At 34.8% G+C, this 14,243-nt stretch carries 11 protein-coding genes; 7 read left to right on the forward strand and 4 right to left on the reverse strand.

Annotated elements, in window-relative coordinates:
- Positions 1-36: 36 nt before the first annotated feature.
- The 4 genes from gldL to topA form a co-directional block, all read right to left on the reverse strand.
- Complete coding sequence (gldL, locus tag LPB88_RS13630) at positions 37-684, reverse strand: gliding motility protein GldL (RefSeq protein WP_230716263.1); 648 nt, start codon at positions 682-684, stop codon at positions 37-39.
- Between the two features lie 63 nt (positions 685-747).
- Positions 748-2,151 (reverse strand): gliding motility lipoprotein GldK, encoded by a 1,404-nt coding sequence (gene gldK, locus LPB88_RS13635; RefSeq protein WP_230716264.1) that lies wholly within the window; start codon positions 2,149-2,151, stop codon positions 748-750.
- Positions 2,152-2,413: 262 nt separating this feature from the next.
- Positions 2,414-3,565 (reverse strand): formimidoylglutamase, encoded by a 1,152-nt coding sequence (locus LPB88_RS13640; RefSeq protein WP_230716265.1) that lies wholly within the window; start codon positions 3,563-3,565, stop codon positions 2,414-2,416.
- 3 nt (positions 3,566-3,568) lie between these two features.
- Positions 3,569-6,085: a type I DNA topoisomerase gene (topA, locus tag LPB88_RS13645; protein ID WP_230716266.1), complete on the reverse strand. Its 2,517-nt coding sequence runs from the start codon at positions 6,083-6,085 to the stop codon at positions 3,569-3,571.
- 573 nt (positions 6,086-6,658) lie between these two features.
- On the opposite strand from topA, the gene miaB reads away from it, so the two are divergent.
- From miaB to groL, 7 genes are all read left to right on the forward strand, one after another.
- Complete coding sequence (miaB, locus tag LPB88_RS13650) at positions 6,659-8,104, forward strand: tRNA (N6-isopentenyl adenosine(37)-C2)-methylthiotransferase MiaB (protein WP_230716267.1); 1,446 nt, start codon at positions 6,659-6,661, stop codon at positions 8,102-8,104.
- 151 nt (positions 8,105-8,255) lie between these two features.
- Positions 8,256-9,512: a sigma-54-dependent Fis family transcriptional regulator gene (locus tag LPB88_RS13655; protein WP_089353426.1), complete on the forward strand. Its 1,257-nt coding sequence runs from the start codon at positions 8,256-8,258 to the stop codon at positions 9,510-9,512.
- 130 nt (positions 9,513-9,642) lie between these two features.
- On the forward strand, positions 9,643-10,161 hold the full coding sequence (locus LPB88_RS13660) for an LptE family protein (RefSeq protein WP_230716268.1): 519 nt from the start codon (positions 9,643-9,645) through the stop codon (positions 10,159-10,161).
- Between the two features lie 91 nt (positions 10,162-10,252).
- Positions 10,253-11,770, forward strand: coding sequence for a tetratricopeptide repeat protein (locus LPB88_RS13665; RefSeq protein ID WP_230716269.1), 1,518 nt, complete (start codon positions 10,253-10,255; stop codon positions 11,768-11,770).
- Between the two features lie 3 nt (positions 11,771-11,773).
- Positions 11,774-12,115, forward strand: a complete 342-nt coding sequence (secG, locus tag LPB88_RS13670) for a preprotein translocase subunit SecG (RefSeq protein ID WP_089353428.1) — start codon at positions 11,774-11,776, stop codon at positions 12,113-12,115.
- A gap of 141 nt (positions 12,116-12,256) precedes the next feature.
- Positions 12,257-12,532 carry a co-chaperone GroES gene (gene groES / locus LPB88_RS13675; protein ID WP_012023920.1) on the forward strand — a complete coding sequence of 92 codons (276 nt, stop codon included), beginning with the start codon at positions 12,257-12,259 and terminating at the stop codon, positions 12,530-12,532.
- A 72-nt stretch (positions 12,533-12,604) separates the two neighbouring features.
- The gene (groL, locus tag LPB88_RS13680; RefSeq protein ID WP_230716270.1) at positions 12,605-14,233 is read left to right on the forward strand and encodes a chaperonin GroEL; all 1,629 of its coding nucleotides are present in this window, start codon (positions 12,605-12,607) and stop codon (positions 14,231-14,233) included.
- Positions 14,234-14,243 lie beyond the last annotated feature (10 nt).

The raw sequence follows: 14,243 nt of genomic DNA on the forward strand, positions 1-14,243 counted from the left end.
CTTATTAATAAATTTAATATAATAGTTAAAAACTAATTATCCTTTGTTACTCATTGCAGAAAGCATACCACCGTAAACACTGTTCAAAGAAGCAATGTTTGCAGTCATTGATTGCATTTGTTCTTTTAATTTAGAAGCATTATCAGCAATTTCGCTGTTTGCTTGTGCATTTCTTGAAGCACTTTCTAATTGTACTTTGTATAAGCTGTTTAATGATTCCATTTGTGCAGCAGCCATAGACATTTCTTCAGCATATTTCTTTTGTCCTGCAATAGAATCTACTGTTGGAGAAATTGCTTTTGCAGCTCCTTCGAAATTTTTGATTGAGTTTCCTAAACTTGACATTAATTCTCCGTCAATTTTAGCTTCTTTCAACATAGCGTCTAATTTTTGAGACAACAATCCTTGGGCATCAGATGGAGTTTCAACCTTATCAGCTTTTTTTCTAGCTTGGCCATTAGCTAATTCAGGGTAAACAAGAGTCCAGTCTAACTCCTCATCTACTGGTTCGAAAGCAGAAAGTGCAAAGATTAACGCCTCAGTTACTAATCCAATTGAAAGCATCAATGTACCTGTTAATGGTCCAATTTCAAAGTGAGTAATTTTGAATAATGCTCCAATAATTACTACTGCCGCTCCCATACCATAAGCGAAATTCATTGCTTTTTTACTTAATAATGCCATAATACTTTTTTTTAGGTTTTAATTTTAAATAGATTCGATTTGGTTATTGATATTAATTATAATTTACTTTTTTTTCTTACCGCTTCCAGTTGTTTGAGTTCCCATGTAATCTTGTACAGTTCTGAAACCAATATAACTTCTAGCAGAGTCAGCATATTCGTGATCACGAGTACTTACTTGTAGGAAGTAAGCAACGTCTTTCCAAGATCCACCACGAACAACTTTTCTTTGATTGTTTCCATCAATTACGTTAGGGTTCATTGTAGAAACATATTCATACGCATTTGGGTTGTAAGCTGAATCTGTCCACTCTGAGACGTTTCCTGCCATGTTGTATAATCCATATCCGTTTGGATCATAAGATTTAGCTTCAACAGTATACAAAGCTTCATCAGCAGCATAATCTCCTCTATTAGGTTTAAAGTTTGCTAAGAAACAACCTCTATCACTTTTAGTATAAGGACCTCCCCAAGGATAAGTAGCAGACTCCAGACCACCTCTGGCAGCATACTCCCATTCAGCCTCAGTTGGCAATCTGAAAGCATTAACTAAATCACGCCCTTTTTTCTTAGATTTAATGTAACCGTTTTTATTTAAAGTTCTCCAAGCACAAAATGCTTTTGCTTGTTTCCAGGTAACACCAACTACAGGATAATCTCCATAAGCTTTGTGCCAGAAATAATCATTGTGCATTGGCTCATTGTATGAATAAGCGAAATCTTTAATCCAAACTGTTGTGTCTGGATAAACACTAACTTGTTCTGTTTTAACGAAGTCTTTTCTTTTTCCTACTTTGGCTTTTGCAGCAGCCTGAATATCCATCCAAGAATAACGGAATTTCAATTTATTTACATCAATTGTTCTTAAACCATTATATGATTCTTCAATTGGTAAATACATAGAGTCCATTACCTCAGTATAATACTCATCTGGGTAAGCTTTAGTATCTTTAACTAACTTAACTTTCTTGTTTAATTTTCTTCCAGCATAAGGATCATCTTTAGTCCCTACACTATAGTAGTTATCATACATGTACTTATCATAAGCCGTCATTTTATCTGGCTCAGAATCATTAAATGCATAATCTGCGATGCTACCGCCTTTTTTACCTTTAGCATCACCTGTAGCTTTTTGACCGGTTTCGTCAGCCAAAATAGCTAAACGAACTCTCATCGTAGAGTCTTTTACCCACTCCACAAACTGGCGATATTCGCTGTTTGTAATTTCGGTTTCATCCATATAAAACGAACGAACAGTTACTGATTTAGTTGGAGCATCCTCCACGTTAGCTAAATCGGCATCAGCCTTACCCATTATAAAAGATCCACCTGGAACCAAAGTCATTCCATAAGGTTTTTCAGGATGCCATTTTCCTCCTGTAACACCTACTAATTCACCTTTGTCTCCTGACTTACCACAGCCAATTACCAGTGTTAACATTGCTGCAAATGCAATAAACTTCTTCATATAAATTTGGATTATCTATTCATTATTATAAGTTCGTAAACGTATTTATTATTTATCTAAAAAACAATACTAGTTGCGAAATTTATTTTACCGTTCAAAAATAATGTTAAATAAAATAAAAAAAAAATATTTTATCGATAAACTAACTCAAAAAATCGACGTAAAACGTTAAATTTTATATTATGTAAATCTTGTCTTACTAATTTCTCTTAACTCGATTTTTGAATTTTTAAAAAATTAAGATTTCAGCTAAAATTTTCTGCTACAAAGCATTTTTTCGCTGTGCTTTCCACCACCTTTCTGGCAATTCTTGGTTACATGCGCTCAAATATTCGTCGTATGAACACGGTAATAACGTATTTCTTTTTAATTTATTGTGACCATTTGATTCAAATGGGATCTCGATCCACCAACGATCTGTTTTGTCACTTTTGTAAAAAATAAGCTCCTCATCTTCGAGAGGAACAATATATTTTAAATAGTTTGTTCTGCTTCCAAAAGGATATTCTTTTGATCGGTAATGATAACCCTCAATAAAGTACCAAACAATTTGTGCAATTATACCCGATTCCTGCACTGTACTATTATGGTTAAAAACCCCAAAAGACGAAACTTTATCACTAATTCCAGCGTATCTCGCCAAAGAACAAATCTCTTTTCCGTTGAAACCATTTGGCTCAAAAGTTTTCATATTTCCTGAAGCTGAAGACTTTACTGAGTTCAAATCGATACTAACCAGATCAGCATCTCTAAAAACAGGTTCTGCCAAGGCTATATTATTTGATATTTCGCCCAAACGATAGGCATCAAAGAATAGTTTTTCAATCAAATCAATTTCTTCCTGTGAATTGTAATAAGTCTGATATCCTATATTACAATAGTTAAAAAGATTATTAGGCTCATCAATTATAATTTTAGTCAAAAAAGAATTAGCTGAAACTGTTTCATTTTCTTTACCAAAATCAAATTTATTATCTACAGAGACCATGTTTACCATTTGCTCTAAATCATCGTAAGCGCGATACAAAGCATAGGTCAAATCCTGGGAACCTCCTAGGACTATAGGAATCACTTTATTCTTAATTAATGTAGAAGTTACTTTTTTAAGTGCAAAATAAGTGTCCTCTACAGAATCTCCGGCAAGTATATCTCCTAAATCTGCAATAGAAGCATCCCAATTACCAGGAAACATACTGTAAATCTTTTTACGAATTGCCGTAAGACTAACTTCATTAACTATATCACTGCTGCGGCGGTCTTCTAAAACACCAACTATTGCAATATTTATTTTGCTAATATCCGGAAACTGATCTTGAGTATGCAAAACTATTTTACTACCCAATTCTTGTGAAGACAACGAACTAATGAATTTTAAAACTCCGTCGTTAACTGGTTCTAGAAAATCAAATTCCATTTTTTATTTCTTTTTAGCAGCTGGTTTTTTAGCTGGAGCTTTTTTAGTTGTTGTCGCTTTTTTTGCTGGGGTTTTCTTTGCCGGTGTCTTTTTAGCAATCATTTCCTGAACTTCGGCCAATGTCAATTTTGTAGCATCAACATCTTTACTTAATTCAATTTTGATTTTACCTTTTGTTATAACCGAGCGTCCCCAACGCGCTTTTTCAACCAAAATTCCCTCGTCTTCCCAATTGTGAAGTACTTTGTCTATATTTTTTTGTAATTTATCTTCAATAAGTTCTTCAACATCTTGTTGCGATAAATTATCGAAATTGTATTTTTTGCTCACATTTACAAAAAGACCATTCCATTTGATGAAAGGACCAAAACGTCCCACACCTTTCTGAACTCCTTCGCCTTTGTAAACTGCGATTGGTGCATCGGCAATTGCTTTTTCGTCAATTAGCTCTTGTGCTCTTTCTTTTGAAACTCCAAGTGGATCTTCTCCTTTTGGAAGAGAAATAAATACACTTCCATGACGTACATAAGGTCCGTAACGACCATTACTCACCTCTACTTCTTCTCCTTTATATTCACCTAAGTTTTTAGGCAATAAAAATAAATTCAAAGCTTCTTCAAGCGTAATGTTTCCGATATTTTGATCAGACATTAAACTTGCGAATTTTTTATCTTCGTCATCCGCTTCTCCAATTTGAGCCATTGGTCCAAATTTTCCTAAACGAACAGAAACTTGTCTTCCGTCAGTATCTTTTCCCAGGATTCTTTCTCCGCTTTCACGTTCTGCATTGGCTTCAACCTCTTTTACATTTGGGTGAAATTTATTGTAGAACTCTTGCATCATAACTGCCCAGTCGATATTTCCTTCGGCAATTTCATCAAAATCCTGCTCTACTTTTGCAGTAAAATTATAATCGAGAATGTTTCCGAAATTCTTTACTAAGAAATCTGTAACAATAGTTCCGATATCTGTAGGAACTAATTTTCCTTTATCAGAACCTGTATTTTCTTTAAGTAACTTCTCTCCTACTTTATTGGCTTGCAAAGTAAGTTGTGTATAATTACGTTCCTGACCTTCAAGAGTTCCTTTCTCAACATAATTTCTGTTGATGATAGTCGAAATAGTTGGTGCGTACGTAGACGGACGTCCAATTCCCAGTTCTTCTAATTTTTTCACCAACGAAGCCTCTGTGTAACGAGCCGGAGGTCTTGAATATCGTTCTGTAGCTGTAATATAGTTATTAACCAGCTTTTCGTTTACTTTTAACGCAGGCAACATTCCTTCTTGTTCTTCTTCATCGTCATCATGACCTTCTAAGTACACTTTCAGGAATCCTTCGAAAAGTAAAACTTCTCCAGAAGCTGTAAAAATCTCACTGTGATTATTCGCTTCAATTTTTACGTTTGTTCTTTCTAATTGCGCATCGCTCATTTGAGATGCCAATGTTCTTTTCCAGATCAAATCATATAAACGAGCCTGATCACGATCGATATTTACGGTATGACGCGACATATCTGTCGGACGAATTGCTTCGTGCGCTTCTTGTGCTCCTTTACTTTTGTTCGCAAAAGTTCGAGGCTTAGAAAATTCTTTTCCGTATGATTTTATGATTTCAGCTTCTGCAGCACTCATTGCTTCAGCGGAAAGATTCACACTATCCGTTCTCATATAAGTAATAAGTCCGGCTTCGTACAAACGCTGTGCAAGCTGCATTGTGATTCCAACTGGCAAATACAATTTTCTCGCTGCTTCTTGTTGCAAGGTAGAAGTTGTAAAAGGTGCTGTTGGAGATTTTTTGGTAGGTTTAGTTTCTAAATCTGCTACCTTATATTGTGATCCGATGTTTTTATTTAAAAAATCTTCGGCTTCTTTTTTAGTATTGAAGTTCTTTGGTAATTTGGCTTTGAAAGTTTTTCCTGCCTCATTCACAAATTCTGCTACGATTGAATAACTCGCAACTGCATTAAAGTTCTGAATTTCGCGTTCTCTCTCAACGATCAAACGAACTGAAACTGATTGTACACGTCCGGCAGAAAGTCCGCCTTTGATTTTTCTCCATAAAACAGGAGATAATTCGTAACCCACTAAACGGTCTAAAACACGACGTGCTTGTTGTGCGTTTACTAAGTTATAATCAATTTCTCTTGGATTCTCGATTGCTTTAAGAATCGCTGATTTTGTAATTTCGTGAAAAACAATTCGCTTAGTTTTTTTAACATCTAGTTTTAGTTCTTCCGCCAAGTGCCATGAAATAGCCTCTCCCTCGCGGTCCTCATCGCTTGCTAACCAAACCATTTCGGCATTCTTAGATAGTGTTTTCAGTTTACTTACTAAAGCTTTTTTATCTGGAGAAACTTCATATTTAGGCTTAAAACCATTCTCAACATCTACACCTATTTCCTTTGATGGTAAGTCTGCGATATGTCCGTAACTTGACTCTACTTGAAAATCACTTCCCAGAAATTTCTCTATCGTTTTCGCCTTTGCAGGTGACTCCACTATTACTAAATTCTTTGCCATTGCTCTATTTTTCTGCAACAAAAGTATCTATTTTTTTTAAATATCAGCCTTGCGAATGCATTTTTGAGTTATTTTAATATTATGTTTCTTAAAATTGCAGATTTATCTGTATTCCTACCTATTATATATATAGGTATAATTTTTAAAGGTTCAAGACCGAGAAATGTTCTTTTTTCATCCTAAATCCCTAGCCCAGATTGTACTGTAAAGCCCGGAGTAAAAAATGCAAAAGTTTCTTGTTTTAAAAAAGCGACCAATGGAAGCTCTTTTTAAAACATTAGAAACTTTGCGTTTTTTATGTCCCGATAGCTATCGGGATGAAACGGAAAGCTGGAAATAGCTACAAATTATTTTAGATTTTAGAGTTAAGATTTTAGATTGTTGATTTTAGATTAATCTTCTTTATCTACATTTTTTTTACTTGATCATTATTTACGTCGCTATTATTAAAATCCACAACCAGCAATCGTTAATCAACAATCTAAAATCTTAACTCCAAAATCTAAAATTTCTTTTCTGCCATCTTGTCACATTGACCGCATTTACGTTATCTTTGCACTTTGAAATTATACAATGGAAAAGATTATTGAGGAAAGCAAACAGGGCGAAAGTCTTGTTTTGGAGAATAAACCTGAGAATACTAAGAAACTTTTTATAGAAAGTTACGGTTGTGCGATGAATTTTTCGGACAGTGAAGTCGTAGCTTCTATCTTATCAATAAACGGATATAACACCACACAAACTCTTGAAGATGCCGACTTGGTTCTTGTAAATACCTGCTCGATTCGAGATAAGGCGGAGCAAACTATTCGTAAACGTCTGGAGAAATATAATGCGGTGAAACGTATTAATCCGAAAATGAAAGTGGGCGTTTTGGGCTGTATGGCTGAGCGTTTGAAAAGCCAATTTCTAGAGGAAGAAAAAATAGTCGATCTTGTTGTTGGACCTGATGCTTATAAAGATTTGCCAAATTTATTGGTGGAAGTTGAGGAAGGCCGCGACGCTATTAATGTAATTTTATCGAAAGAGGAAACCTACGGAGATATTTCGCCGGTTCGTTTGATGAGTAATGGAATTACAGCTTTGGTTTCGATCACTCGTGGTTGCGATAATATGTGTACGTTTTGTGTTGTACCTTTTACACGCGGACGTGAGCGTAGTCGTGAACCGCAGAGTATAATGAAGGAAATTCAGGATTTATGGGATAAAGGCTTTAAGGAAATTACACTTTTAGGTCAAAACGTTGACAGTTACCTTTGGTACGGTGGCGGTTTGAAAAAAGATTTTGTAAACGCATCTGAAATGCAAAAAGCAACTGCCGTCGATTTTGATCAATTGCTTGAAATGGTTGCTGTTGGTTTTCCTAAAATGCGTATTAGATTCTCGACTTCTAATCCGCAGGATATGCATGAGAGTATTTTGCACGTTATTGCGAAATATCCAAATATTTGTAAACACGTTCACTTGCCAGTTCAATCTGGAAGTAACAGAATTCTAAAAGAAATGAATCGTTTGCATAGTCGTGAAGAATATATGGCTTTGATTGATAAAATCAAGGCGATTATTCCAAATGCTTCGATTTCCCAAGATATGATTGCTGGTTTCCCAACAGAAACCGAAGAAGATCATCAAGATACAATGAGTTTGATGGAATATGTGAAATATAATTTTGGTTATATGTATTCGTATTCTGAACGTCCTGGAACTTTGGCCGGAAGAAAAATGGAAGATGATGTTCCTGAAGAAACTAAAGCCAGAAGATTACAGGAAATTGTCGATTTACAACAAAAACACGCTTGGTTTAGAAGCGAGGAATTCGTTGGACAAATTGTTGAAGTTTTAGTTGAAAAGGTTTCCAAAAAATCAACCGAAGAATTCTCAGGAAGAAATTCTCAAAGCATTACAGTGGTTTTCCCAAAAGAGAATTATAAAATTGGAGATTTCGTAAATGTAAAAATCACAAGTTGCACCAGCGGAACTTTAAAAGGTGAAGCAGTAGGATATTCCGAGATGAATTAAAAATTGTTTCAGGTTTCAAGTTTCAGGTTATTTACGTAACTTGAAATCTAAACCTTAAATAAAAATATAAGCACGAGGTTAAAAGTTAAATTTCGGTTTCAATGATAAACTTGAAACCTGAAACAAATAAAAACTTGAAACAAAATTACACATGGAAACAGTTCAAGCAATAAAACAGCGATTTGAGATTATTGGAAACGATCCTAAATTAAATCGCGCCATTGAAAAAGCCATTCAGGTTGCTCCTACTGACATTTCGGTAATGGTAACTGGGGAAAGTGGTGTTGGTAAAGAAAACATTCCAAGAATAATCCATTCGCTTTCACACAGAAAGCATGGTAAATATATTGCAGTAAACTGTGGAGCAATTCCGGAAGGAACTATTGATAGTGAGCTTTTTGGTCACGAAAAAGGTGCTTTTACGGGCGCAACAAGTACACGTGAAGGTTATTTTGAAGTAGCCGATGGCGGAACTATCTTCCTTGATGAAGTTGGTGAATTACCCTTAACAACTCAAGTTCGTTTACTTCGTGTACTTGAAAATGGTGAGTTTATAAAAGTAGGTTCATCTCAAGTTCAAAAAACGAACGTGAGAATCGTAGCAGCTACAAACGTGAACTTATTCAATGCTATTGAAAAAGGAAAATTCCGTGAGGATTTGTATTATCGTTTGACAACTGTCGAAATTACTTTACCGCCTTTACGCGAAAGAAACGAAGACATACATTTGTTATTCAGAAAATTTGTTGCTGATTTTGCGCATAAATATAAAATGCCTCCGTTAAAGTTAGACGACGATGCAGTTCAACTTTTGCAAAAATTCAGATGGAATGGTAACATTCGTCAGTTGCGAAATGTAGCGGAACAAATTTCGGTTTTAGAAACCAATCGTGATATTACATTAGCCACTTTACAATCTTATCTTCCTACTAATGAAGGAAGCAATTTACCTTCTGTAATTAGCGACAAGAAAAAAGAAAGTGATTTTAGTACCGAAAGAGACATCTTGTACAAAGTGCTTTTTGATATGAAAAGTGACCTGAATGACTTGAAAAAGCTCACTTTAGAATTGATGAAAAATGGCACAAAAGTACAAGACATCAATCCAAATCTGATTCAGAAAATATATGGTTCGCAGGAAAACGAAAGCGAAATAGATTTTGAAGAAGAGCCAAGAACTGCTGTCATGACGCCTGCAACCCGCGAAGAAAATTATCAGATGCAGGACGATAATTACTTATTCGCAGAAACAATTGAGGAAGAAGAAATTTTACGTTTAGAGCAAAAAGAAATCGAAATGATCAAAAAATCATTAGAAAAAAATAAAGGTAAACGAAAAGCTGCTGCAGATGAATTAGGTATTTCTGAACGAACTTTATATAGAAAAATTAAACAATTTGATCTCTAAATAGAAAATTCCAAAAAATAAATTCCAAATTCCAAATTGTTATATTTGAAAAAAATTAAATTTTAAACCAAAGCACTAACAAATTACGAAGTAATTTTTAAGATTGGAATTTATTACTATAATGATTTTTATGAAAAAAATATATTCTTTACTTGCCCTGATGAGCCTCTTTTTATTAAGCGGTTGCAACGTTTATAATTTTACAGGAACAGGAAAAATTGACGCCAAAACTTTTCAGGTTAATTTCTTTCAGAATAATGCTGATTTAGTTGAACCGGGAATCGACAGACAATTTACGCTCGCGCTACAAGATCTAATTATGGGTCAAACCAATTTAAACTTAGTTAGCAGTGGTGGAGATTTAGTTTATGAAGGCGAAATTGTAGATTACAGAACAACACCAATGACGGCAACCGCTGTGACATCAGGTGGTGATGTGGGAGCAGCACAAAACCGTTTAACAATTCGTGTACAAGTTAGGTTTACCAATAAAAAGAAAGAAACAGATGATTTTGAAAAGTCATTTGAGTTTTACTATGACTTTCCGGGATCAGGTCTTCCAACCGGAGCTATTCTGAATGAAGCCCTCAAAACTATTTTTGAGAGAATTACTCAGGATATTTTTAATGAGTCACTTGCTAAGTGGTAAAATGTTGATTTGTTAAATCGGTTAATCGTCAAATCGATTAAACAAATTCCCGAATAGACAGATAAACAAATAAACGATTAAACAATAAATAATGAACGTAACTGATTATACCTACTTAATGAACAAACCCGATGCTATTACAGAAAAGCAAGCGGATGCATTAGGAAGTGTTTTGAATGAATTTCCATATTTTCAAAGTGCACGTGCATTGCGATTAAAAGGACTTTATGATCAAAACAGCTTTAAGTATAATTATGCTTTAAAAGTTGCGGCCGTTTATACAACAGATCGTTCTGTTTTATTTGATTTTATAACTTCGGAAACTTTTACTTCTATCCAAAGTGAATACTACGACAGAAAGCTGAAAGACCTTTTGAATATCACTGTTTTTGACAGCGAAATCATCTCGGCAGAACAAATTAAAAAAGTCATAGAGGTTCGCATTGATCCAATCGAGAAATCAATTTTAGATTCTATTAAAGAAGCTACAACTGTTACTTTTGAAAAACCTGCAATAATCGAGGAGCCAAAAATTGATCCTGTTGTTGAACAGCCTGTTTTAACTTCTATAAAAGAGGAGACAAACATAACCTTTGAAGAACCTTTAAAAACAGAAGAGCATAAAATTGAACCTATTAGTGAGCAATCAATTTTAGATTCTTTTAAAGAAGTGGCGACAACAACTTTTGAAGAACCTCTAAAAGTAGAAGAGATTAAATTTGAGCCAATTAGTGAGCAATCATTTTTAGATTCTTTCGAAGAAGTAACAACAGCAACTTTTGAAGAACCTGTAATAATCGAGGAACCAAAAACTGATCCTGTTATTGAGCAGTCAATTTTAACGCCTGTTAAAGAAGAAACAAACATAATTTTTGAAGAAGTAATAAAAGTTGACGAACCAAAAGTTGAGCTTATTATTGAACAGCCTGTTAAAATAGCGACTTCAACCTTTTTTGATGAAACAGTTGATGATGATGAAATTCCGGAAGTACGAGTTGATCCAATTGAGAAATCAATCTTAAATTCTATTAAAGAAGCTTCAACAGTCGTTTTTGAGGAAGCAAAAGAAGCTGAAGAGCCTAAAGAAGTCGAGGTTTCGGAAACTGTAAAAATTGCAGAAGAGAATCTGGAAATAGGAAAACCAATAGATTTTTCTGTTAATGAAAAACACTCTTTTCAGGAATGGCTGCAATTGGCCAAAACTGAACCTATTGACCGAACAGAAGAAGCACCAAAAGCTCCCGAAGAGGTAAAACAAATTGAAAAAACTGTTGAACCAAAAGCAGAACCAAAAGCCGTAGTCGAAATAATTGACGAAGAGAAAAAGAAAAAAGCCGAAATAATCGATAAGTTTATTGAGACTAACCCAAAAATTTCTCCTATAAAACAAGTTGCTATAAACCCTACTGTACAATTTGATATCAATCAAGAGGATAATTCCTACTTAATGACAGAGACTTTGGCCAGGGTATATTTGGAACAAAAGAAATATACAAAAGCAATACAAGCATATGAAATATTAATTTTGAAATATCCAGAAAAAATTAGTTTCTTTGCAGACCGTATTTCGGATATAAAGATTTTACAACAAAATAACAATAATAATTAAGCAATGAGCACATTTTCAATTTTTTTAGTTTTAATCACAATAGTTTGTTTTCTATTGATCGTAGTAATCATGGTTCAAAACCCTAAAGGAGGCGGATTGTCGTCTACTATCAGCGGAACTCAAATGTTAGGTGGAGTACAAAAAACAACAGACTTTTTAGATAAAAGTACCTGGACACTAGCTACTATTTTGATTGCTTTAATTTTGCTTTCAAGCTTAAGCTTTACAGGATCATTAAGTGATTCTGATTCTAAAATCATTGAAAAAACTGAAGCTCCTGCTGCTAACACACCAGCCGCTCCGGTTCAACAAACACCTGCTCCGGCAACTCCTGCAGCAAAATAATACTTTAGATATAAATATAAAATGCCAGCCTGTCAAAGCTGGCATTTTTTTTAAGAAATAATGTCAGTTTTAAGAGCATGGCACAATTTCTGAAAGTTCTTTGAACATTAATAAAATATAAACCTATAATAATATAAAATCATGGCATTAAACATTAAACCGCTTTCAGACCGCGTACTTATTGAGCCTGTAGCAGCTGAGACTAAAACTGCGTCAGGGATTTTTATTCCAGATACTGCCAAAGAGAAACCACAAAAAGGAACTGTAGTTGCAGTAGGAAATGGATCTAAAGATCATACTATGACCGTAAAAGTTGGTGATACTGTTCTTTATGGTAAATATGCTGGAACAGAATTAAAACTTGAAGGAACTGATTATTTGATTATGCGTGAGGATGATATTCTTGCAATAATCTAAAAATACATAAGTCTCAAGAATATAAGTATCGAGGAAACTTGAAACAACTCAAACTTTAAACAAAAAAGAAAAATGGCAAAAGATATAAAATTTGATATTGAAGCACGTGACGGATTAAAACGTGGTGTTGATGCATTAGCAAATGCTGTAAAAGTAACTCTTGGACCAAAAGGTCGTAACGTAATTATCGGAAAATCATTTGGTGGACCAACGGTTACTAAAGATGGTGTTTCTGTTGCAAAAGAAATCGAATTAAAAGACCCATTAGAAAATATGGGCGCGCAAATGGTTAAAGAAGTAGCTTCTAAAACTAATGATTTAGCGGGTGACGGAACTACAACTGCTACAGTTTTAGCTCAGGCAATCGTAAAAGAAGGTTTGAAAAACGTTGCTGCAGGTGCAAATCCAATGGATTTGAAACGTGGTATCGATAAAGCTGTTGAAGCTATCGTTGCTGACTTGGCTAAACAAGCTAAAGTGGTTGGAAGTGATTCTGATAAAATCAAACAAATTGCTTCTATCTCTGCAAATAATGACGAAGTTATTGGTGATTTGATCGCTACTGCTTTCGCTAAAGTTGGTAAAGAAGGTGTAATTACTGTTGAAGAGGCTAAAGGAACAGATACATATGTTGATGTTGTTGAAGGTATGCAATTTGACAGAGGATATCTTTCTCCTTACTTCGTAACAAACCCTGAGAAAATGGAAGTTGAATTAGACTCTCCATACATCTTATTATACGACAAAAAAGTATCTTCTTTAAAAGAGTTACTACCTGTTTTAGAGCCAGTTGCTCAATCAGGAAAGCCATTATTAATTATTGCTGAAGATGTTGACGGAGAAGCTCTTTCAACTCTTGTAGTAAACAAATTAAGAGGTGCTCTTAAAATTGCTGCTGTAAAAGCTCCAGGTTTTGGAGACAGAAGAAAAGCAATGTTAGAAGATATCGCAATCTTAACTGGTGGAACTGTAATTTCTGAAGAAAGAGGATATACTCTTGAAAATACAACTATCGAAATGTTAGGAACTGCAAAAAGAGTTTCTATCGATAAAGACAACACTACAATTGTAAGTGGTGCTGGTGAAGCTGATATCATCAAAAACAGAGTAAACCAAATTAAAGGTCAGATGGAAACTACTACATCTGATTATGATAAAGAAAAATTGCAAGAGCGTTTGGCTAAATTAGCTGGTGGTGTTGCTGTTCTTTACGTTGGTGCAGCTTCTGAAGTTGAAATGAAAGAGAAAAAAGACAGAGTTGACGATGCTTTACACGCTACTCGTGCTGCTGTAGAAGAAGGAATTGTTGCTGGTGGTGGTGTTGCTTTATTAAGAGCAAAAGCTGCATTAGCTGGAATCAAAGCTGACAATGCTGATGAAGCAACTGGAATTCAGATTGTTTCTCGCGCTGTTGAATCTCCATTAAGAACTATTGTTGAAAATGCAGGTCTTGAAGGTTCTGTAGTTGTGGCAAAAGTTGCTGAAGGTTCTGGTGATTTTGGATACAATGCTAAAACTGACGAATACGTAGATATGCTTAAAGCTGGAATTATCGATCCTAAAAAAGTAACTCGTGTAGCGCTAGAAAATGCTGCTTCTGTTGCAGGAATGATCTTAACTACAGAATGTGCATTAATTGATATTAAAGAAGAAAGCGCTGGCGGAATGCCAATGGGTGGCGGTATGCCAGGAATGATGTAATCGTTCTAAC

The sequence above is a fragment of the Flavobacterium sp. JAS genome (genome assembly GCF_020991455.1).
Lineage (GTDB): Bacteria > Bacteroidota > Bacteroidia > Flavobacteriales > Flavobacteriaceae > Flavobacterium.

Bases quoted from the DNA above. Each gene is read 5' to 3' on its own strand.
- gldL (WP_230716263.1), bottom strand. From the start codon at position 684: ATGGCATTATTAAGTAAAAAAGCAATGAATTTCGCTTATGGTATGGGA.
- gldK (WP_230716264.1), bottom strand. From the start codon at position 2,151: ATGAAGAAGTTTATTGCATTTGCAGCAATGTTAACACTGGTAATTGGC.
- LPB88_RS13640 (WP_230716265.1), bottom strand. From the start codon at position 3,565: ATGGAATTTGATTTTCTAGAACCAGTTAACGACGGAGTTTTAAAATTC.
- topA (WP_230716266.1), bottom strand. From the start codon at position 6,085: ATGGCAAAGAATTTAGTAATAGTGGAGTCACCTGCAAAGGCGAAAACG.
- miaB (WP_230716267.1), top strand. From the start codon at position 6,659: ATGGAAAAGATTATTGAGGAAAGCAAACAGGGCGAAAGTCTTGTTTTG.
- LPB88_RS13655 (WP_089353426.1), top strand. From the start codon at position 8,256: ATGGAAACAGTTCAAGCAATAAAACAGCGATTTGAGATTATTGGAAAC.
- LPB88_RS13660 (WP_230716268.1), top strand. From the start codon at position 9,643: ATGAAAAAAATATATTCTTTACTTGCCCTGATGAGCCTCTTTTTATTA.
- LPB88_RS13665 (WP_230716269.1), top strand. From the start codon at position 10,253: ATGAACGTAACTGATTATACCTACTTAATGAACAAACCCGATGCTATT.
- secG (WP_089353428.1), top strand. From the start codon at position 11,774: ATGAGCACATTTTCAATTTTTTTAGTTTTAATCACAATAGTTTGTTTT.
- groES (WP_012023920.1), top strand. From the start codon at position 12,257: ATGGCATTAAACATTAAACCGCTTTCAGACCGCGTACTTATTGAGCCT.
- groL (WP_230716270.1), top strand. From the start codon at position 12,605: ATGGCAAAAGATATAAAATTTGATATTGAAGCACGTGACGGATTAAAA.